Below are 19,355 nucleotides of genomic sequence, written 5' to 3'. Positions count from 1 at the left end.
CGCTGACGACGGTCACGCGGTCGCCGAGGAGTCCGGGGTGGACGGGTCGCCGATCGCGACGAACGCGGTGCGGCAATGCCAGCGTCTGTCCACAGTGGTCCTGAAACGACGAATGGCGAGGAGTTCAACACTCCTCGCCACACTCAATTTATAGCTCACCGGGGGGCTTGCGGCAAGACCGGGGTGCTGCCGCAGACTCTGCGGCCGGACGTGCTGACTCGGATGGGCGGGGGATCAGGTTGATCGACGTGGTGGTGGCGGGCGGCGGGCCCACGGGGCTGATGCTGGCGTGCGAACTGAGGTTGCACGGCGTGCGGGTGCTCGTGCTGGAGCGGGACGAGGAGCCGACCAGGGTCGTGCGCTCGCTCGGCCTGCACGCGCGCAGCATCGAGGTGGTGGACCAGCGCGGTCTGCTCGACCGGTTCCTCGCGGTCGGCACGACGCACCCGGTCGGGGGCTTCTTCGCGGGCATCCCCAAGCGGTCGCCGGAGCGGCTGGACACCGCGCACGCCTACGTCCTCGGCATCCCGCAGACCACCACGGACCGCCTGCTGACCGAGCGCGCCGTCGAACTCGGGGCCGAGGTCCGGCGGGGCCGCGAGGTGGTCGGGCTGAGCCAGGACGAGCACGGGGTCACCGTCGACCTGGCCGACGGCGAGCACCTGCGCTCGCGCTACCTCGTCGGCTGCGACGGCGGTCGCAGCACGGTGCGCAAGCTGCTCGGCGTCGGCTTCCCCGGCGAGCCGAGCCGGGTCGAGACGCTGCTGGGCGAGATGGAGCTGACCGCGTCGCCGGAGGTCCTGACGGCCGTGATGGCGGAGGTCCGCAGGACGCAGGTCCGGTTCGGCGCGATGCCGCTGGGGGAGGGGGTGCACCGCGTCGTCGTGCCCGCCGAGGGGGTGGCGGGGGACCGGTCGGTCCCGCCGACGTTCGAGGAGTTCACCCGGCAGCTCGTGCGGGTCGCGGGCACCGACCTCGGCGCTCACTCGCCGCGCTGGCTCTCCCGCTTCGGCGACGCCACCCGGCTGGCGGACAGCTACCGGGTCGGCCGGGTGCTGCTGGCGGGCGACGCGGCGCACGTCCACCCGCCCACGGGCGGGCAGGGGCTCAACCTCGGCGTCCAGGACGCGTTCAACCTCGGCTGGAAGCTGGCCGCCGCGGTCGGTGGCTGGGCGCCGGAGGGGCTGCTGGACAGCTACCAGGCCGAACGGCGTCCGGTGGCCGCCGACGTGCTGGACAACACCCGCGCGCAGATGGAGCTGATGTCCACCGAGCCGGGGCCCAGGGCGGTGCGCAGGCTGATCGCCGAGCTGATGGACTTCGAGGACGTGAACCGGCACCTGACCGAGAAGATCACCGCGATCGGGCTGCGCTACGACTTCGGCGGGGGCCACGACCTGGTCGGCAGGCGGCTGCGGGACGTCGGGCTCAAGCGCGGACGCCTGTACGGGCTGCTGCACGCGGGCCGGGGGCTGCTGCTCGACCAGACCGGCGGGCTCTCGGTGGCGGGCTGGGAGGACCGGGTCGACCACGTCGTGGACGTCAGCGAGGAACTGGACGTGCCCGCGGTGCTGCTGCGGCCGGACGGGCACGTGGCGTGGGTCGGGGAGGACCAGCGGGACCTGCTCGACCACCTGCCGCGCTGGTTCGGTGCTGCCGCGGGTTGAGGTCGGCGGCGTGGCCGGGGAGGAGCAGTGGGGCCTGCTCGGCCGCCTGCCCCTGGTTGAGCGGTCGGTCAGCGGCCGGTGGCGGCCAGGACCGCGTCGGCGATCTCCCGGTGGCCCTCGGGTGTGGGGTGGACGTCGGTCCGGGTGCAGAAGTACGTCAGGGCGCACACCTTCGCGACGGGGGTGGGGATCGGGCCGTAGGTCGGGTCCTGGGTCACCTCCGTCAGCGGTCCGTAGCCGCCGGTGGTGGCGGTGACGTCGACGAACGTCGCCCCCACCCGTTCGTACTCCGCCTTGAGGGCGGTGTTGAGCACGTCCCGGAACAGCGGCACCGACAGGCGCGCGAGGTTCTGGCCGTTCGGGAACGCGGGTGACACCCACGCCCCGAGGAACACGTCGGGGTAGGTCAGGCCGACGATCGGGGCGTCACCCGCGGCCTCCCGCAGCGCGGGCAGCATCGCGGCCAGACCCGCGCGGATGCCCTCCACCGCCTGGGACGCGCACACCACCGGGTCGGACGCCAGCGCGCACGGCGCGAGGTCGTTGCCGCCTATCACCACCGTCACCAGGCCGACGCGGCCCTCGTTCTCCCGCAGCGCCCGCACGGCGGCGTCGACCTGGGTGAGGCCCGCCGGGTCGGCCGCGTCGGCGGCGCGGTTGCCGACGGCGCAGCCCGCCTGGTCGCGCATCTGCGCGGACGTGGCGCCGCTGCACGCGAGGTTGACGAGCGTCAGGTCCGCCCGCTCGGCCACCAGGTAGGCGAAGCCGTCCCGGCTCGGACCGGCGGGCGCGCCGGAGCCCGCGGGCCGGTAGCCGGTCGCGTAGGAGTCGCCCAGCGACACGTGCACGCGGTCGACGGGCGGCGCACCGCCGCCGCTGGTGGTGGTGGACGTCGACACCGGGTTCTCGACCGGACCCGCGGTGCAGGAGGCGAGCAGCAGCAGCGCACCGACGAGCGCGAATCGCCGAACTCCCGGCACGCCAACCCCTTCCGTCCGGAAAACCCGGTCGTTCCCAGCGTACAGACCGGCGGGGTCAGGCCCGGCGGAGCAGGCGCGCCAGCGCACCGCGCCGGGGCCGGGCGGGCAGCCTGCCGTCCGCGGCGTCGGCGAGGAGCGTGCCGACCGTCTCCGCGGCGCACGTCCTGTTGGCGCCGATGCCCCCGGTGGACCCGCGCTTGATCCAGCCGACGACGTAGGTCCCCGGCCGGTCCACCACCCGTCCGCCCTCGTGGGGCACGGTGCCGGTGGCCTCGTCGAAGGGCAGGCCCGGCAGCGGCGCGCCCCGGTAGCCGACCGCTCGGACCACCCGCCCGGCGGCGATCTCCTCGTCGCCGTCGGGACCGGTGACGAGCAGGCCGCGCACCGCGCCGTCACCGAGGACGGCGAGGGGCGCGGAGTGGAAGCGGAACACGACGCGCCGCCCGGCGGGCGGCGGTGCCGACCAGTCGACGACCTCCCGCGCGACCCGCTGGAACGCACTCGCCCCGAGGGCGTCGACGGTCGTGGCCGTGCGGGGATCGCCCACGTCGAGGACGACGCCGGCGCCGTCCCGCTCGACGAGGGCGAGCAGCTCCGCCCTGGAGCACGCGGCGGACTCGGGACCGCGCCGTCCGAGCAGGACGACCTCGCGGACCTCCGACGCCGCCAGCCGCGCCAGCGCCCCTGGAGCGATGGACGTGCCCGCCAGGGTGGCCGGGTCGGCGGTCAGGATCCGCGCCACGTCCAGCGCGACGTTGCCGTTGCCCACCAGCACGACCCGCTCGGACGACAGGTCGACCGCGTCGTCGGCCACGTCGGGGTGGCCGTTGTACCAGGCCACCACGGTCGTGGCGGCGAGGCTGCCCGGCAGGTCCTCACCCGGCACGCCCAGGCTCCTGGCCGACGCGGCGCCGACCGCGTAGACCACCGCGTCGTGCCGCGCGGCCAGTTCCCGCACGGTGACGTCCTTCCCGACCTCCACACCCAGGCGCAACCGGAGCCTGGGGTGGTCGTGGAGACGCGCGAAGGTCTCGCCGATCCTCTTCGTCGACGGGTGGTCGGGCGCGACGCCGTAGCGGACGAGGCCGCCCGCGACCGGCAGCCGGTCGAGCAGCGTGACGCGGGCGTTGGTGTGCAGCAGGAGGTCCTGGACCGCGTACATGCCCGCGGGGCCGGTGCCCACGACCGCGACGTCCAGCGGCTCGGGGCCGCCGGGGGTGGTGCGGGCGAACACCGGCGGACCCCAGGCGTGGAAGTTCGGCCCGTGGTCGGCGTCCGCCCCGGCGGTGTCCGCGGTCGCGTAGTAGTCGGCGTTGATGCTCGCGTAGGCCGTGAGCGGCCCCGTCAGCTCGTCCACCGGGAAGATCGCGTCGACCGGGCACGCCTCCGCGCACGCCCCGCAGTCGATGCAGGCGCGCGGGTCGACGTGCAGCACGTCCGTGGTGCCGAAGTCCGGCTCGTCCGGCGTCGGGTGGATGCAGTTGACCGGGCAGACCGCCACGCAGGACGCGTCGCTGCAACAGGTCTGGGTGATCGCGTAGGCCATGGGTCAGATCAGGTTCGCGCGCCGGTAGAACCACGTGGCCGCCCTGGTGAGCAGCCCGGCGGAGTGCAGGAACCCCATCAGCCCCGCGCAGCTCGACCGCAGCATCGACCGGTGGTGCTCGTTGGCCCTGGCCTCGCGGATCGCCCGCTCGGGGTCGAGCCCGGCGTTCGCGTAGACCTTCTCGCTGACCATGCTGGTGACGATGCAGTACGAGGCGATGGCCACCACCAGGGCGTTGAACTGCCTGCGCGGCCAACCCGCGCCTGCCAGCCTGGCCCTGGTCTCCTCGCGGGCGAACTCCATGTGGCGCGACTCCTCGATCACGTGGATGTTGTTGATGGTGCGCACGAAGGGCGCCACCCGCTCGTCGCGCATCCAGTCGCGCTGCATGACGTCGAGCACCTCCTCGGCGACCAGGATCGCCGCGTAGGCGGCCTCGCCGACGGCGACGGTCTTGAACGCGCGGCCCAGCTCGACCACGAGCCTGCGCGGCCGGTAGGCGGGAGCGCCCAGCTTCTGCGCGCCGCGGGCGAACATGATGGAGTGGCGGCACTCGTCGGCGATCTCGGTCAGCGCCCACTGGAACGCGGGATCGGTCGGGTCCTTCGCGTAGAAGTCCCTCAGCACCATCTGCTGGAGGATCATCTCGAACCAGATCCCGGTGCTCGCGACGGACGCGGCCTCCTGCCGGGTGAGCGCCCGCTGCTGCTCGGGCGTCATCTCCTGCCAGTACGGCGTCCCGTAGAGGGTGCTCCACTCCGGGCTCGTGCCGTGGAACCCCTCGTCCAGCGGCGTGTCCCAGTCGACCTCCCGGACGGGGTCGTAGGACAGCGCCTCGGAGGAGTCCAGCAGCCTGCGCGCGACCGCGTCGCGGTCGCGCCGCGGCTGAGCTGCTCGGTCGTGGGTCTCGGCGCTGGTCATGAGGGCTCCCTGATGACTAGTTGTATGTAACCCAAAGTTACAGTTACCAACGGTAACATGAACTTGGGTGGGCGCGCCAGGTGCGGTGGCGTCGGGGGACGTCGAGGAGGGAGCGCGTCGTGATCGGGTTCGAGGTCGATCGGTCCGCTGGTGGTCGACGGGAACGGTGACGAGCTCGAAGGGGAGGGCGACCTGGCGCGGTGCCCGACGCACGGGATCGAGGTCGTCAGCGACGAGCGGGGCGTTCTTCGACCACCTGCGCGTCATCGCCGCGTTCACGCCCGGTGCCAAGGGCTACCCCGACCGGGCGCGGTTCCGCACCCACCAGGCGACGGCCGTCGCCGCCGAGGTCGTCGGAGACCTGCCCGTCACCGCCCGCCGACGTGCGGGCGTACCTCGCGAGCGGTGTCCAGGCCGCCCGACCGGGGTCCGCCGGGACAGTCCACATCGGACCGTTCCTGGCGGGCCCCGTCGAGCGGGACGGTGCTAGTCGCTCGCCGCGTTGCACGCGGTGGAGGCGTGCGCCGCCTCCACCTCGATCGCGAGCAGCGAGACGTAGCAGGCGAGCGGGCCCGAGGCGCCGCCGTTCTGACCGACGTCGCACGCCGCCCGCACCTTGGGACCGACCACGTAGTTCCGTGCCCTCAGGTACTCCTGGCACTTCGCGGAACTCGCCTGGGCGGGCGCCGCGAGCGCGGTCGAGCACGCGACCACCGCCGCTGTCGCCGCCACCAGCACCGCCAACCTCCGCGGGACCCCTCCACCCGCGGCCATGTCAGGCGTTCCACCAGACGTAGAGGTCGTGGAACGTCCCGCCGCCCGTCCACTTGCAGTAGTAGTCGCGCCAGAGGAAGTTCAGGTACCTCTTCCCCGCCTTCTCGCACAGGTCGCGGTTGGCGTAGGTCGCGTAGTAGTCGTACTCGACCGCGGTCCGCGGCGAGGTCGGTGCGCCCTGCGCCGCCGTGCCCGGCAGCACGAGGAAGGCCGCGGTGATCGCCGCCGCGGCGAGACCGGTGATCGTCTTCACGGGTTACCCCCAACAGTCAGTCCGCGGTCGCTCCGTTCGTCCGCGGATCTCCACGGCCGGGAGTCTGCTGGTGCGGCGGTTCCAGCGGTCGGGGCATGTCCGGCATCCTGCGAATCCTGTCCCCGGTGACCCCGTACAGGTCGAGGAACGCCTGCCGCAGCGTCTCCGCCGACCGGAACCCGCACCGGCGCGCGATCGTCGCCAGCGGCAGGTCGCTGCCGCGCACCAGGTGCACGGCGGCCTCGGCCCTGGCCGCGCGGACCGCGCGGGCCGGGGTGGTGCCCAGGTGCGTCGCGAACAGCCGGGTGAGGTGGCGGGTGCTGACCCCGGCCCGCGCCGCCAGCGCGGGCGGGCTCAGGTCGTCCGCCAGGTGGGCGGCGATGTGGCCGTGCACGTCGCGCACCAGCCGGTCACCGGTCGGCGGGGCGGCCAGGAACATGCTGATCTGCGCCTGGTCCGCGGGCCGTTGCAGGTAGGTCACCAGTTCGCGGGCGACGGCGCGGGCCAGCGCGGGGCCGTGGTCGTCCTCGATCAGCGCGAGCGTGAGGTCGAGCGCGCTCGTCACCCCGGCCGAGGTGTAGACGTTGCCGTCGCGCACGTAGAGGGGCGCCAGGTCCACGGTCACCGCAGGGAAGACGGTCGCGAGGACGTCGCCGTACCCCCAGTGGGTGGTGGCGCGCCGCCCGTCCAGCAGCCCGGCGGCGGCCAGCACGAACGCGCCCGTGCACACCGACGCGACCCGCCTGCTCCGCTCCGCCAGCCGCCGCACCTGGGTCAGCATCCGCTGGTCGGTCATGACCGCCCGCGTGCCGTGCCCGCCGACCACCAGCACCGTGTCGATCCGCCCGGTCACCGAGGCCAGCCGCCGCGCGCCCGCCAGCTGGATCCCGGACGACGTGCGCGCCCTGCGCCCGCCGACCGTCGCCAGCTCGACCGCGTAGGGCGGCGCCGCACCGTGCTCGTTCGCGATCTCCAGCGCTCCGCTCGGGCAGGCGACGTCCAGGATCTGCGCGTCGTCGTAGGCGACGATCACGACCCGCCGCGCCGAGGTGGCTCCTGCGTTCATCGGGAAAAAGTATCGGGCGACGACAGCGGTTCGCGGCGAAAACCCGAACGTGAGTCCCCACCGACGACGGGGCGCACCGGCTGGTGCGCCCGGAGGTCACCGGGGTCGAGTTCTCCGAGGTGCGGCCCGCGGTGGCTTCGGGTGATCCCGCCGTGACAGGGCTCTCCCGGCCGGTCAGCGGTTCAGCTCGCGGGGGAGCAGCGCGTCCTCGACCGACGCCGCGAGCACCACGTGCCGGTCCATCCCGGTCAGCCTCATCAGCCGGACCACCTGGGGCGAGCCGACCACGCGCAGGTCCGCGCCCCGCTTGACGACGGCGATGAAGGAGGCGAGGCCCACGGAGTCGCAGAACGGCACGGCCCGCAGGTCGATCACCAGCACGCACGGGTCGACCACGGCGTCGTCCAGGTGGTGGGCCAGCACCGGGGCGGTGTCGGCGTCCAGTTCGCCGGTGGCGGTGACGAGCACCGCTCCGGGTACGCGGACCACGTCCACGGAGAATGCATCCTCAGACTGCGCCATCACGGGCGGTCCTCCTCTACCTCGTCTCGCCGGCGGACGGTGGCGTCCTGCTGGGCGCGGTTCGGGGGTCGTGGGCACGGCGAACGCCCTGACCGGGTCGGGGGCGGCGGGAGCGGGTCGTCGCGGGAGCGCGGCGAACCCCACCTGGACGGCGGAAGTCCGGCTGCCACGGGCCTGGCCCGTGGCGCCGACCGCGGTCACAAGTCGTCCATCACTCCTGGAACATCGGACCCGGCACGCGGGTTCGTTACCGGTTTAGGACCGGTGGAAACGGGTACCACGGCCGGAGAGGTTGCCCGGTGACACGCTGACCTGGGTAGATGGTTATTTGGTGACATTTTTTGCTCACGGGTGCGTGGATCAACGCGCTGGGCCACCCGGCGTCAGCTCCGCGCGGCCGACCGGGGGAAGGCGTCCGGAGTGGACGGGCGTCCACGGGACCGCTGGGGCGCAACAGGGTTGGCCGGGTCCCGTTCGCGGTACCCGACGGGCAACGTGCCGCTGATCGGGAAGGTCCCCGGATGAGATTCGAGTTCGCGTTCGAGCAGGTTCCGGAGCGGGTCCTCCACCTCGCGGGCATCACGCGGCGCAACTCCGCCGTCCTGGTCGACGACGAGTGGTTCACCGCCCACTTCGGACGGTGGACGGTCCGCACCCCGCTGACCAACGTCGTCAGCGCGTCGACCGGCGGGCCCTACCGGTGGTGGAAGGCCGTGGGCGTGCGCGTGTCGATGGGCGACAGGGGTCTCACGTTCGGCTCGTCCACCCGGTCGGGCGTGTGCGTGGCGTTCCGCGAGCCCGTGCGGGGCCTGGAGCCGTGGGGGCTGGTCCGCCACCCCGGCCTGACCGTCACCGTGGCCAGGCCGGACGACCTCGTCGCCGCGCTCACCGCTGATCGGGCGTCCGAAGTGGACTGAGGTCAGACGAACCGCCACAGGTGGTCGGTGGTGCCGTTGTCGTCCCACAGCACGACCTGCGCGCCCTGAGCCGTGGACGCCCCGGTGACGCCCAGCACCCGTCCGCCGTTGCCGCACTGGACGCGGAAGGCGTCACCGCCGCCGTGGCGCAGCCGCCACCGGTGGTCGGCCGTGCCGGTGTCGGACCACTGGAGCACGCGGGCGCCGTTGGCGTTGGCGGCGTTCTCGACGCCGAGGACCTTGCCGCTGTGGCCGTTGCGCAGCCGGAAGTACCCGTCGGCGTCGACGACGGGTGTCCACAGGTGGTCGGCGGTGCCGTTGTCCTCCCACTGCACCACCGCACCGCCGTCGGCCGTGGACATGTCCCGCACGCCGAGCACGAGGCCGCTGGCGGCGTTCTGGATCCGGCGGGCGCCGACGGGCACGAACCTCCAGCGGTTGTCCGCGCTGCCGTTGTCCGGGTCCTGCACGGCCTGCGCGCCCGCGGCGGTGGAGCCGCCGAGGATGCCGAGCAGCTTGCCGCTGTTGGCGTTGCGGAGGCCGTGGGTGCCGTCGCCGTGGTCGACGACGGTCCACCGGTGGTCCGCCGTGCCCGTGTCGGACCACTGGAGGACGCGGGCGTCGTCGGCGGTGGAGGCGTTCTCCACGCCGAGGACCTTGCCGCTGTGACCGTTGCGCAGCCGGACCGCGGAGCCGTCCGCCACGAGCCGCCAGGTGTGGTCGGGGGTGCCGGTGTCGTTCCACTGCACCGCGAGGCCGCCGTCGGCCGTCGACATGTCCCGCACGCCGAGCACGAGACCGGTGCCCGCGTTGACCAGCCGGTGGCCCGCGGCGGCGGCACCGCCGGTGTTCCAGTAGACGGTGTAGTTGTGGCCGTGGGCGTCGTGGAACGGGCCCAGGTCCACCGCCGCGCCGTTCGCCCTCGCGGTGAACGCCAGCGCCGAGGTGCTGGTGCGGGTGACGGAGGCGGTGTCCAGCGCTGGCAGGGCGGTCAGCGCGGTGGTGCCGTAGTTGCCCGACAGCACGACCGGGCCGTAGGTCATCGCGGCCACGGCGGGGTTGTCGTTGGCGGGCCACGGGACCACGCGCATGGGCAGCCGGACGGTGACGGTGTCGCCGGAGGCCCACGACCGGGTCAGCGAGGCGTAGCTCCCCGGCGTGGTGGCGGTGTTCTGGGGGACGCCGTTGACGCTGACCGTCGCGCCGCTGGTCCAGGACGGGATGCGCAGGCGCATCGTCCACGACCCGCCCGCGCCGCCGGTCACGGTCAGCGTGCTGGTGTCGGAGACCGGGAAGCTCGTGGTCTGCGTGACGGTGGTGCCGCGCTGCGACCAGGTCAGCACCGAGGGCGCGTAGAGGTTCACGGTCAGCGTGGTGCCGTCGTGGAAGTAGATCGAGTCGGCCAGCCGGGTGTTGACCTCCAGCGCCGTGCCCTGGCAGCACCAGAACGTGCCGTAGTCGGTGCTGAAGCTGCCGCCGCCCATCACCGGGCCCGCCTGGCCGCGCCGTCCGCCGGGGTTGAGGCCGGTGAAGTAGCAGACGTGGCCGTGCGGGTCGGCCGGGTTCTGCTGGCCGATCAGGTGGTTGATCAGCGCGCGCTCGTAGAAGTCGAAGTAGGCCGCGGTGTTCGGGTTCAGCAGCCACAGTTCGCGGCTGAGCTTGAGCATGTTGTAGGTGTTGCACGCCTCGGCCGTGTCGCGGTCGAGGTGGGCGGCGATGGCGTGGGGTGCGCGGAAGTGCTCGGCCTCGCTGTTGCCGCCGATGACGTAGGTGTGCGCGCCCACCGTGATGGTCCACGCGTTGGTCGCGATGTCGCGGTACCGCGTGGTGCCGGTCGCCTTGTACTCGCGCGCCGCGCCGATCCACTTGGGCACCTGCGTGTTGGCGTGCGACCCGTTGAGCTGGTCCTGGTTCGCCGCGAGCGGGTCGAAGACGGCCGCGTGGTCGAACCGCCGCGCGGTGGTGAGCCAGCGGCTGTCGCCCGTCTGCTGGTACAGGTCGGTCAGCACGGCGTTCATGCCGCCGAACTCGGTCCGCAGCGTGGTCTGCATCTGGCTGTAGGACAGCCTCCCGGTGCGCCAGTCGACCCAGCCCGCGAACCGCAGCAGCACGTCCCGCGCCTGCGTGCTCCCCGTGTAGCGCCACACGTCCAGCAGGCCCGCGAGGGTCTTGTGCAGGCAGTAGTAGGGCACGCCCTTGCGGGTGCCCGTCTCCACCACGTCCAGGTCGGACTCCGGGAACCCCGACAGGTACCCCGCGGTGAACCCGGCCGCCGCGTTGTTCGCCTGGCACTTGGCCAGTTCGGCCACCATGTGGTCGGCCTTGGCGCGGCACGCGGTGTCGCCCAGCAGCGCCCAGGCGTACGCCCACGCGCTGAGGAAGTGGCCCTGGCTGTGGGTGCGGAACTCGAAGTTCGGCGCCTCCCAGCCGCCCAGCGCCGCCGCGCCGTTCGTGGACAGGCGGTGGTTGGCGCGGAAGTTGTAGAGCAGCCGGTCCACGTCGACGAACCGCAGGTAGGACAGCGTGCGGTTCTGGTTGTCCAGCCAGCGCCCCGCCGTCAGGCGCACCTGGCCCAGGTCGAACGGGTGGGCCGAGACGCCGAGGTCGGCGCGGACCGGCGGCACCGCGTCGGCCGAGGCCGTCCCTTCGAGGAGGCCGGGCGCGGTGCTCGCGACGGCGGCGACACCGGCGGCCTGGAGCAGGGTGCGACGGCTGAACCGTGAGGACATGGGACTCCCTCGGTCGACTCCGATGGCGACGGGTCCGGCCGAAAGGTAGCGACCGCGCGGAAGCGCCGTCAACGATTTCGCGGTGTCGGATGTGATCGCTCACCTGGATGGCCGAGCCGGCTGATCAGCGATCCACGTCGAACAAGCACACAGTCTGTTAACGCTAACAGGCGTGAGGTGACGACACTCTCGGCCGGCGCTCCGCGTCCCGGCCGAACGATCCATTGGTGGCTGATTTACTGGGGGTGGGCAATCCTGATCAACCCCCTTGGAGCCGTCGCGCATGAGCACCGTCCGATTCCGCCCCACCGCGGCCCGCCCGTGAGCGCTCACGGGATCCCGATCGCCGACCTGGCCGAACTCCGCGCGCTGGTGGGTGACCCGCTCCCCGAGATCCGCGACAAGGCCATCACCGTCGTGGACGAGGGATCGCGCCGGTTCCTCGAGGCGTCGACGTTCTACCTCTTCGCGACGACCGGCGCGGACGGCACCGTCGACGTCTCCCCGCGCGGCGACCCCGCGGGATCCGTGCGCGTGCTCGACGAGCGCACCGTCGCGTTCGCCGACCGGCCGGGCAACCGGCGCCTGGACAGCTTCCGCAACGTGCTGGAACGCCCGCGGACGGGGATGCTGTTCCTGGTCGCCGGACGCCAGGAGGTGCTGCGGGTCAACGGCAGTGCCACGCTCGTCCGCGACGCGCCGTTCCTGCGTGACGCCGGCGGCTCCGGGCTGGGCGTGGTGCTGGCGGTCGAGGAGCTGTTCCTGCACTGCGGGCAGGCCCTGCGCCGCTCGTCGCTGTGGGACCCCTCCGGCTGGCCCGCGGAGGACCTGGTGCCGTCGATGGCGGACCTCGTGGTGAGCCAGAAGCGCCACCGCCGGAGCGGCCCCTCCTGACCGGTCTCGCCTTGACAAAAAAAGTTGTCGGTGTGAGGGTCCTCCCGTGCACGACGTAGCGGTGATCGACGACGCGGGCGCGGCCGAGGCCGCCCTGGACCCGGTGCGGGCCCGGCTGCTCGCCGAGCTGTCGGAACCGGGCTCGGCGACCACGCTGGCGCGCCAGGTGGGGCTGACCAGGCAGAAGGTCAACTACCACCTGCGCACGCTGGAGCGGCACGGGCTGGTCGAGCTGGTCGAGGAGCGGCGCAGGGGCAACGTCACCGAACGGGTGCTGCGGGCGACCGCGGCCTCGTACGTGATCTCGCCCAGCGCGCTTGCCGCGGTCGAGCCCGATCCGGGGCGCGACCCCGACCGGATGTCCGCGCGCTGGCTGCTGGCGGTGGCCGCGCGGCTGGTGCGCGACGTGGGCGAGCTGCTCGCGGGCGCCACCAGGGCCCGCAAGCGGCTCGCGACGTTCGCCGTGGACGGCGAGGTCCGGTTCGCCTCCGCGGCCGACCGGGCCGCGTTCGCCGAGGAGCTGGCCGGGGCGGTGGCGTCGCTGATCTCCAAGTACCACGACGGCGCCGCGGCGGGCGGGCGGGCGCACCGGGTCGTGCTCGCCGTGCACCCGACGGTCAACCGAGAAGAGGAGGGTCGATGATGTTCGTTCCGGTGAGCAGCATCCTGGTCGACGACCAGGAGAAGGCTCTGGCGTTCTACACCGACGTGCTGGGCTTCGTGAAGAAGACCGACGTCCCGGCGGGCGGTGCCAGGTGGCTGACCGTCGTCTCGCCCGACGCGCCGGACGGCGTCGAGCTGCTGCTGGAGCCCGACGGCAACCCCGGCGTCCAGATCGGCGGCGAGCCCGCCGCGCGCGTGTACAAGAAGACGCTCTACGACGCGGGGATGCCGTTCACCATGCTCGGCACCACTGACCTGCGCAAGGACCACGAGCGGATGGCGGGCCTCGGGGTCAGGTTCACCCAGGAGCCGACGGAGACCGACTTCGGCTCCGTGGCGGTGTTCGACGACACCTGCGGCAACCTCATCGTCCTCGTCCAGCAGGACTGACCGCGGTGGACGAGCGCCGACGGCTGGAGCGGGAGGTCGAGCTCGCCGCCACCCCGGAGGAGGTCTGGCGGGCCGTCTCCACCCCGGAGGGCATGTCGGTGTGGTTCGTGCCGCACGAGCCCGCGGACGGGGCGGTGGAGGCGGACTTCGGCGGCGGCAACACCCAGGCGGGCCTGGTGCTGGAGCAGGAGCCGGGCAGGCGGATCGTCTACGGGGCGCCCGGCCCGGACGGTGAACCCGCTGTGGCGATCGAGTTCCTGGTCGAGGGCAGGGAGGGCGGCACCACCGTGCTGCGCCTGGTCCAGAGCGGATTCTTCGGCGGCGACGACTGGGAGGCCGAGTACGACGGCTTCGGCCGCGGCTGGGACGTGTTCCTGCACAACCTGGACGGCTACTTCCGCCACTTCGCCGGGCTGCCGGTGACCGGCGTGGTCGCCACCGCGTTCACCGGCCTGCCCGGCGACGCGGTGTGGGCGGAGCTGCTCGCCCGGCTCGGCGCCGACCCGGCGCTCGGCGAGCGGGTGCGCCTCACCCCGGAGGGCCTCGACCCCGTCGAGGGCGTGGTGGACCTGCGCGGCGGGACGGTCCTCGGTGTCCGCACCGCGCACGGCTTCTCGCGGTTCGTGGTCGACGAGCTGCACCGCATGGTGAGCGTGACGCACTACCGCTACGGCGTCGCGGTGGACCGCGCGTCCCGCACGGCGGCCTGGCAGTCCTGGGTGGACCGCCTCGCGGGTGGCTCCTGAGGGCGTTCACCGGGTGGTGCAGCGGGTGCCGTTGAGGGTGAAGGCGGACGGGAGGACGTCGGGGCCCTGGTAGGCGCCCACGAAGCCGGTCGTCGCCGTGGCTCCGGGGGCGAGGGTGTGGTTGTCCTCGGTCTGGTGACCCGCACGGCGGTGCCGGTCTGCGTCCAGGTCCCGCTCCAGCCGTTGACCGTGCAGCGCGTGCTGGGCGCGAGGTTGTGGACCGTGAAGGACGACCCGGTGGTCTCACCCCACTGCTGGGTCGTCGCGCCGACCGGGCGGTGGACCTCGTGCTTCACGCCGGGAGCGGACGGCGTCCACGCGATGGTGGCCTCGTGGTCGGTGATGGCGGTGGGCCGGGCGGGCGCGGCGGGCGTCGCGGACCGGGCCTCGGGGCGCAGGACGAGGGTGGTCAGCGAGTACGGCGGGAGCGTCGTGGCCGCGCTGCCGCCCGTCGTGGTCGTGATGCCGGTGGCGCCGTTGGTGTAGCCGAGGACCTGCGCGGTCGCGGCCGGGGTGTAGCCGGTGTAGTCGAGGGTGACGGACTTGGCGGCGTCCGGGTCCTGGCCGGGAGCGGCGAACGTCGAGGTCATCGCCAGCGCGTGGTAGGGCGCGAACGGGGTGTTGAGGGCGGGTTGGCAGATCGTGCCCCCGGCCAGGCACCCCGCGCTGGAGAGCAGGCCGAAGCCGGCGCAGTCGGGCTGCCCGGCGATCGTGGAGAAGCTCGTCGGTCCGTTGTGGACGTTCCACCAGTCGGTGGTGAACACGCCGTTCGCCATGAGGGTCGCGCAGGCGTCCGCCGCGAACAGCGCGCCCGGCTGGGTGTTCATCCCGTACGACGTGTTGACCTCGGTCAGCGCGATCGGCAGGTCCTTGTGCGCGTGGCGGGTCGCCTGCTCGCGGACCATCCTCACGAAGTTGGCGATCCGGTCGGTCCTGGACAGCGACTCGGGGCCGTTCGACCCGGTCGGGTACCAGCGCACGATCCCGAAGTCGACCACCGGACCCGCGATCGAGAGCACGACCTCGTTCCACGTGCCCGCGTCGCCGCTCGCCACGATCCCGTCCGGCCAGTCGCCCGGCGTCGTCAGCACGGCGCCGACCTCGATCGTCGGGTCGACCGCCTTCATCGCCTCGGCGTACTGCCGGACGATGGTCGCGTACTCCGCCGGGGTCTTCTCGGGGTGGTCGTCGGCCTCCCACGCGGCGCCGTGGTGGCCGTTGCCGTGCAGCTCGTTGCCGATCTCCCAGTGCTTCAGGGCGCGACGTGGCCGCCGGGGGCGGTGTGGTCGCGCCAGTGGTGGATGTCGGAGTACGAGCCGCCGGGGTAGCGCAGCGCCCGCACGCCCGCGCCCTTCACGAGGTCGGCGACCTCGGGCGTGCCGAGGGTGGTGTCCCAGATGGCGTGGTTCGCGCCGATGGCGGTGTCGCTGACGGTCTCCAGCCCGGCACGGGTGTTGCCGAGACGCTCACGCCGGGCCCGGCCAGCGCTCCCGTGTCCGGTGCGAACAGTTGTGCGCCGACCAGGACCAGGGCGGGCAGGACCGCGTGACGTGTGCGCTTCGTCGGATGTCCTCGGTGACACAGGCGACTGGGAGCGCTCTCAGAGTGATGTTCGAGGTGTGGGTGTCAATCGCCACGTCGGCCTAGCAGGGGCGGGTGTGGCGGACACCGGTCCGGGCCGAGCCGTCCTCGGGTTCGCGGTGGTGCTCGGTGCGCCGGCGGGTCTCGGCGGTCCTGGCCAGGGCCCGCGGCCGGATGTCGGCGGCGCGGTTGGTCGGGCGGACCCGCGGCGCGAGGAGGCGGGAACGCGGGGCCGTGGTCGGTCGGCCCGGCGGACGGCGGTGGCGCCGCCGTGAACCCGTGGCGCCCCACGGGTTCACGGACCTGAACTACGTCGTGGCGTCGGTCCGGTAGCGCGGACTGGTCGAGTGCCACTCGAACCCGCCGCCCATCCACGCCCGCAGGCCGTGCATGAACCGCTGCAACTGCGGGGACGCCACCGTCCGCAGTGTCCGGTGCGTGGCCTGGAAGTCGCGGACCAGACCGTTGTGGAGGTCCACGGTCACCTCGGTCGCCTCCTCGACCGAGCAGCCGCGGTCCGCGGCGACCTGGAGGACCATGTTGCCCGGCGGGTTCTCGTCGGCGAGGTCCTTGGTCACCGAGAACAGGTCGTTGACGAGCACGGCCGCCGTGCCCGCCTGGATGGCGGCGCTCCGCACGCGGGGTTCGTAGAAGAGGTTCGCGGGCAGCTCGTAGCCGCCGAGCACGTCGACGAGGGTCATGGACGTGTAGAAGCTGTCGTGCTGCCTGGCCGCCAGGTACTCCCACGCGGGCGGCTGCACGCCCTTGTGCTTCCACGCCGCGTAGGCGGTCCAGCTCACGAACATCGTGAACGTCGAGTGGCAGACCCGTTGGCACTGGGCGGGTGTGCCGTGGTCGGCCAGGTGCTCCATGCCCGAGCGCAGCGCGACGAGCACCCGGTCGGCGCGCAGTGCCTCGTCGAGGTCGCGGGTGAACTCGCCCGCGCCCGGCAGCGGGTCCATGGCGGCCATCGCCAGCGCGAGGCGCTGGGGGAGTTCGGCCGGGACGGCCCCGAGCGCGGTGTCGTCCGCGTAGAGGTCGTCCGCGGCCCACCACGCCGCGTTGAGCCTGGCCGAGATGAGCAGCCGCTCCAGGTCGTCGCAGTCCGGGTGGGCCAGCACGACCAGGCGCCCGAACTCCGCCCTGCCGAGCTGGGCGGCCTCCTCCTCGGAGAAGCCGCACCCCTCCGCCCAGGCGACCAGCCGCCGGTCCACCTCCTCCGCCAGCGCGTCGTCCACCCGCTCCGGCAGCGGGCAGTACAGCGGTGAGGCCGTTCCGCCACCCCACCGCCGGTACGCGTACGCCGGGTCGTGCCCGGCCTCCGGGTGGTGCGACCCCAGTTCGAGACCGCCGCCGCCGAGCCGGGCGGCGAAGCGCGCGGCCGACGTGCCGAGGCCGGTGAACGTGGACGTGGTGTGGTGCGGGTCCGGCATCGCTTCGCTTCCTGTGGGCTCGGCCGCGACGGGATCGGGTCAGACGCGGTCGGCGGCGATGAGCAGGTAGTGGAAGCTGCCCTCCCGGTACGCGGTGAGGAACGGGTCCTCGATCCCGGTCGCCACCGACGACTTCGCGCGCAGCTCCCAGTACGGGATCGTCTGCGCGGTCAGGTCGACCACCGAGATGGGCACGAGCCCGTTCGCCGTCATGGCCTTGAAGTACTGGCTGCGCGGGTGGATGTTGCAGGTGTAGTGCTGGTCGATCTGGGCGACCGCCTTGGACCGGCCGCCGGTCACGTCGTTGTAGCAGCCGGTGATGGTGACGTAGCGACCGCCGAACTCCAGCTGCCGCGCGTGTTCGGCGAACAGGTCGAACAGGTCGACGTACATCGTGCTCTCGTTGTTCCAGATCGCCCGCCGCGACCCGGTCTCGAACCCCGTGTCCAGCATGTTGCGGAAGTGGTAGCGCACCTTGTCGCCCACGCCCCGCGCGGCCGCCTGCCGGTTGGCGAAGTCGACCTGCTTCTGCGAGATGGACACGCCGTCGACCTCGCAGCCGAACCGCTGGTTGGCCATGATGCTGCTGCCGCCCCGCCCGCACCCCGCGTCGAGCAGCCGGTCCTGCGGCCGGACGTCGCCGAGGTGGTCGAGCAGCACCTCCGCCTGCGCCGTCTCCAGCCGGTGCATCTCGGCGATGATCCGCTCGTCGCGCGTGGCCTCCGGCCCCTCCAGGACGGACGGGTCGACCTCGCCGATCCCGTAGTGGTGGTGGTACAGCCCGTCGACGTCGCCCAGCCGCAGGTTGACCGGGTCCTGCTCGGCGTTCCAGTAGGACGCGACGGACTTCTGGTAGTCGGTGCGGAGAACCTCGGCGGGAGCGGTGCGGACAGAGGTCACAGGAGTGGATCCCTTCCTGGGGGCCGGTGCGACGGGACGATCGCGGCGTGGGGAACCGTCCGGGCTCGAATTGTCGAATTCACCGGAGTCGATGTCGCTTGGACGAACATAGCAAGTTGATCTGTCGGTGCAATGACACTTTCGGGGCATGTGGGAGGTCGCTCGAATGCGAATGGTCATGGTGATCGACAGCGCATAACCGGTGGTCTCGGCGCTGGTCGGGATTACCTGAATGGACCAGTGGGATTCCCCGGTCGGTGGGGTGGGAGCCGCGTGCCGGTGCTTTTCCGGCCACCTCGATAACCGCAACGGGTCTGTCGTCGAACCCGTCCCGGTCCACTTCCGGGTGGACCGGGCGGATTCGACGACGGTGGTCCGCGAATTCCGCGGCGGACGACGGGGTGGTCAGGGCACCAGCACGATCCGACCCCGTGCGTGGCGGCTCTCGCTCAGCTCGTGCGCCGCCGCGGCCTCGGTGAGCGGGAACGCCGCCGCGACCGGCACCCGCAGCCTGCCCTCGCGCGCGAGCGCCACCGCGAGCGCCAAGCCGTGCAGCGCGAGCGGGTCGGCACGGGTCCCCACGGCCGACGCCGTGCCGTCGGCGGGCGCGCCGTGCGACACGTGCACGCCGTGGGCCGCCGCGGTGAGGTCCGGGGCGATCGTCACGACGCGGGCCGCGTCCCCCGCGATCGCCACGAGGTCCGGCAGCGCTCCGCCCGCGCAGTCGAAGACCGCGTCCACCCCGGCCGGGGCGAGCGCGCGGACGCGGTCGACCAGCCCGGCACCGTACGTCGTGGGCTGCGCGCCGAGGGACCGCAGGAAGTCGTGGTTGCGCTTCGACGCCGTGCCGACGGCGGTGGCGCCGCGGGCGAGGGCGAGCTGGACGGCGACGGTGCCCACCCCGCCCGCCGCGCCCTGCACGAGCACGGTGTGCCCGGCGCCGACCGCCAGCCGGTCGAGGACGCGGGTGGCGGTCTCGACGCTACCCGCCGCGCCGCCCGCCTCCTCCCAGCTCCACGCCGCCGGTTTGGGCGCCCAGGCGGACAGGACCGCGTGGTCGGCGTTGGACCCGCGCCTGGCGGGGTCGGTCATGCCGAACACCTCGTCGCCGACGGCCACACCCGTCACGCCGTCGCCGACCTCGTCGACCACGCCCGCGGCGTCGTACCCGGTCCGGTGGGGGAACGCGGTCGGCACGACGTCGCGCAGCGCCCCGGACCGGATGAGGGTCTCCCCGGAGGAGAGGCCGGAGGCGCGGACGGCGACGCGGACCTCGCCGGGCCCGGCGTGCGGCGCGGGCACCTCGGCGACGTGCACGACGTCGGGCGGGCCGTACCTGGTGAACTGGACTGCTCTCATGCGGCGGGACCGTA

Annotated in this window: 20 protein-coding genes; 6 read left to right on the top strand and 14 right to left on the bottom strand. The window is 73.1% G+C overall.

The window, feature by feature from the left end:
* Positions 1 to 239 precede the first annotated feature (239 nt).
* Entirely contained in the window at positions 240 to 1,667 is a 1,428-nt protein-coding gene (rox, locus tag AC156L_RS10175; RefSeq protein ID WP_330874255.1) for a rifampin monooxygenase, read from the top strand.
* A gap of 68 nt (positions 1,668 to 1,735) precedes the next feature.
* Here the strand turns inward: rox and AC156L_RS10170 are convergent, their stop codons facing one another.
* From AC156L_RS10170 to AC156L_RS10135, 8 genes are all read right to left on the bottom strand, one after another.
* Positions 1,736 to 2,647, bottom strand: coding sequence for a GDSL-type esterase/lipase family protein (locus tag AC156L_RS10170; protein WP_330874254.1), 912 nt, complete (start codon positions 2,645 to 2,647; stop codon positions 1,736 to 1,738).
* 55 nt (positions 2,648 to 2,702) lie between these two features.
* Positions 2,703 to 4,193 (bottom strand): FAD-dependent oxidoreductase, encoded by a 1,491-nt coding sequence (locus tag AC156L_RS10165; RefSeq protein ID WP_330874253.1) that lies wholly within the window; start codon positions 4,191 to 4,193, stop codon positions 2,703 to 2,705.
* Positions 4,194 to 4,196: 3 nt separating this feature from the next.
* Positions 4,197 to 5,114, bottom strand: a complete 918-nt coding sequence (locus AC156L_RS10160; RefSeq protein ID WP_330874252.1) for an AurF N-oxygenase family protein — start codon at positions 5,112 to 5,114, stop codon at positions 4,197 to 4,199.
* 226 nt (positions 5,115 to 5,340) lie between these two features.
* Positions 5,341 to 5,562: a hypothetical protein gene (locus tag AC156L_RS10155; protein WP_330874251.1), complete on the bottom strand. Its 222-nt coding sequence runs from the start codon at positions 5,560 to 5,562 to the stop codon at positions 5,341 to 5,343.
* A gap of 38 nt (positions 5,563 to 5,600) precedes the next feature.
* Entirely contained in the window at positions 5,601 to 5,888 is a 288-nt protein-coding gene (locus AC156L_RS10150; RefSeq protein WP_330874250.1) for a hypothetical protein, read from the bottom strand.
* A gap of 1 nt (position 5,889) precedes the next feature.
* The gene (locus AC156L_RS10145; RefSeq protein ID WP_330874249.1) at positions 5,890 to 6,141 is read right to left on the bottom strand and encodes a hypothetical protein; all 252 of its coding nucleotides are present in this window, start codon (positions 6,139 to 6,141) and stop codon (positions 5,890 to 5,892) included.
* A gap of 16 nt (positions 6,142 to 6,157) precedes the next feature.
* Complete coding sequence (locus tag AC156L_RS10140; RefSeq protein ID WP_330874248.1) at positions 6,158 to 7,207, bottom strand: GlxA family transcriptional regulator; 1,050 nt, start codon at positions 7,205 to 7,207, stop codon at positions 6,158 to 6,160.
* A 174-nt stretch (positions 7,208 to 7,381) separates the two neighbouring features.
* Complete coding sequence (locus tag AC156L_RS10135; RefSeq protein ID WP_330874247.1) at positions 7,382 to 7,729, bottom strand: STAS domain-containing protein; 348 nt, start codon at positions 7,727 to 7,729, stop codon at positions 7,382 to 7,384.
* A 521-nt stretch (positions 7,730 to 8,250) separates the two neighbouring features.
* Between AC156L_RS10135 and AC156L_RS10130 the strand changes: the two genes are divergently transcribed.
* On the top strand, positions 8,251 to 8,646 hold the full coding sequence (locus tag AC156L_RS10130; RefSeq protein ID WP_330874246.1) for a hypothetical protein: 396 nt from the start codon (positions 8,251 to 8,253) through the stop codon (positions 8,644 to 8,646).
* 2 nt (positions 8,647 to 8,648) lie between these two features.
* Here AC156L_RS10130 and AC156L_RS10125 read toward each other — a convergent pair whose 3' ends face one another.
* Entirely contained in the window at positions 8,649 to 11,375 is a 2,727-nt protein-coding gene (locus AC156L_RS10125; RefSeq protein ID WP_330874245.1) for a beta-L-arabinofuranosidase domain-containing protein, read from the bottom strand.
* A 321-nt stretch (positions 11,376 to 11,696) separates the two neighbouring features.
* On the opposite strand from AC156L_RS10125, the gene AC156L_RS10120 reads away from it, so the two are divergent.
* Genes AC156L_RS10120 through AC156L_RS10105 form a run of 4 tightly spaced genes read left to right on the top strand, consistent with a single transcriptional unit; the run spans position 11,697 to position 14,068 of the window.
* On the top strand, positions 11,697 to 12,269 hold the full coding sequence (locus AC156L_RS10120) for an MSMEG_1061 family FMN-dependent PPOX-type flavoprotein (protein WP_330874244.1): 573 nt from the start codon (positions 11,697 to 11,699) through the stop codon (positions 12,267 to 12,269).
* Between the two features lie 46 nt (positions 12,270 to 12,315).
* Positions 12,316 to 12,912 carry an ArsR/SmtB family transcription factor gene (locus AC156L_RS10115; RefSeq protein ID WP_330874243.1) on the top strand — a complete coding sequence of 199 codons (597 nt, stop codon included), beginning with the start codon at positions 12,316 to 12,318 and terminating at the stop codon, positions 12,910 to 12,912.
* Complete coding sequence (locus AC156L_RS10110; RefSeq protein WP_330874242.1) at positions 12,909 to 13,322, top strand: VOC family protein; 414 nt, start codon at positions 12,909 to 12,911, stop codon at positions 13,320 to 13,322. The genes AC156L_RS10115 and AC156L_RS10110 overlap by 4 nt, the downstream gene beginning before the upstream one ends.
* Positions 13,323 to 13,327: 5 nt before the next feature.
* Positions 13,328 to 14,068, top strand: coding sequence for an SRPBCC family protein (locus AC156L_RS10105; RefSeq protein ID WP_330874241.1), 741 nt, complete (start codon positions 13,328 to 13,330; stop codon positions 14,066 to 14,068).
* On the opposite strand, the gene AC156L_RS10100 is transcribed toward AC156L_RS10105, so the two are convergent.
* From AC156L_RS10100 to AC156L_RS10080, 5 genes are all read right to left on the bottom strand, one after another.
* Positions 13,990 to 15,195, bottom strand: a complete 1,206-nt coding sequence (locus AC156L_RS10100; RefSeq protein WP_422664576.1) for a hypothetical protein — start codon at positions 15,193 to 15,195, stop codon at positions 13,990 to 13,992. The two genes, AC156L_RS10105 and AC156L_RS10100, sit on opposite strands and share 79 nt — an antisense overlap.
* A gap of 125 nt (positions 15,196 to 15,320) precedes the next feature.
* Entirely contained in the window at positions 15,321 to 15,650 is a 330-nt protein-coding gene (locus tag AC156L_RS10095; RefSeq protein WP_330874240.1) for a hypothetical protein, read from the bottom strand.
* 307 nt (positions 15,651 to 15,957) lie between these two features.
* A complete protein-coding gene (locus AC156L_RS10090) occupies positions 15,958 to 17,082 on the bottom strand; it encodes a family 2 encapsulin nanocompartment cargo protein terpene cyclase (protein WP_330874239.1) in 1,125 nt (374 codons plus the stop codon).
* 39 nt (positions 17,083 to 17,121) lie between these two features.
* Positions 17,122 to 17,982 (bottom strand): geranyl diphosphate 2-C-methyltransferase, encoded by an 861-nt coding sequence (locus AC156L_RS10085; RefSeq protein WP_330874238.1) that lies wholly within the window; start codon positions 17,980 to 17,982, stop codon positions 17,122 to 17,124.
* A gap of 405 nt (positions 17,983 to 18,387) precedes the next feature.
* Entirely contained in the window at positions 18,388 to 19,341 is a 954-nt protein-coding gene (locus AC156L_RS10080; RefSeq protein WP_330874237.1) for an NADP-dependent oxidoreductase, read from the bottom strand.
* Positions 19,342 to 19,355 lie beyond the last annotated feature (14 nt).

This window comes from Umezawaea sp. (assembly GCF_057122925.1).
This window is presented reverse-complemented; position numbering and strand designations above follow the sequence as displayed.

Bases quoted from the DNA above. Each gene is read 5' to 3' on its own strand.
- AC156L_RS10140 (WP_330874248.1), bottom strand. From the start codon at position 7,207: ATGAACGCAGGAGCCACCTCGGCGCGGCGGGTCGTGATCGTCGCCTAC.
- AC156L_RS10130 (WP_330874246.1), top strand. From the start codon at position 8,251: ATGAGATTCGAGTTCGCGTTCGAGCAGGTTCCGGAGCGGGTCCTCCAC.
- AC156L_RS10150 (WP_330874250.1), bottom strand. From the start codon at position 5,888: ATGGCCGCGGGTGGAGGGGTCCCGCGGAGGTTGGCGGTGCTGGTGGCG.
- AC156L_RS10080 (WP_330874237.1), bottom strand. From the start codon at position 19,341: ATGAGAGCAGTCCAGTTCACCAGGTACGGCCCGCCCGACGTCGTGCAC.
- AC156L_RS10155 (WP_330874251.1), bottom strand. From the start codon at position 5,562: ATGTGGACTGTCCCGGCGGACCCCGGTCGGGCGGCCTGGACACCGCTC.
- AC156L_RS10125 (WP_330874245.1), bottom strand. From the start codon at position 11,375: ATGTCCTCACGGTTCAGCCGTCGCACCCTGCTCCAGGCCGCCGGTGTC.
- AC156L_RS10100 (WP_422664576.1), bottom strand. From the start codon at position 15,195: ATGAAGGCGGTCGACCCGACGATCGAGGTCGGCGCCGTGCTGACGACG.
- AC156L_RS10160 (WP_330874252.1), bottom strand. From the start codon at position 5,114: ATGACCAGCGCCGAGACCCACGACCGAGCAGCTCAGCCGCGGCGCGAC.
- AC156L_RS10090 (WP_330874239.1), bottom strand. From the start codon at position 17,082: ATGCCGGACCCGCACCACACCACGTCCACGTTCACCGGCCTCGGCACG.
- AC156L_RS10165 (WP_330874253.1), bottom strand. From the start codon at position 4,193: ATGGCCTACGCGATCACCCAGACCTGTTGCAGCGACGCGTCCTGCGTG.
- AC156L_RS10135 (WP_330874247.1), bottom strand. From the start codon at position 7,729: ATGGCGCAGTCTGAGGATGCATTCTCCGTGGACGTGGTCCGCGTACCC.
- AC156L_RS10110 (WP_330874242.1), top strand. From the start codon at position 12,909: ATGATGTTCGTTCCGGTGAGCAGCATCCTGGTCGACGACCAGGAGAAG.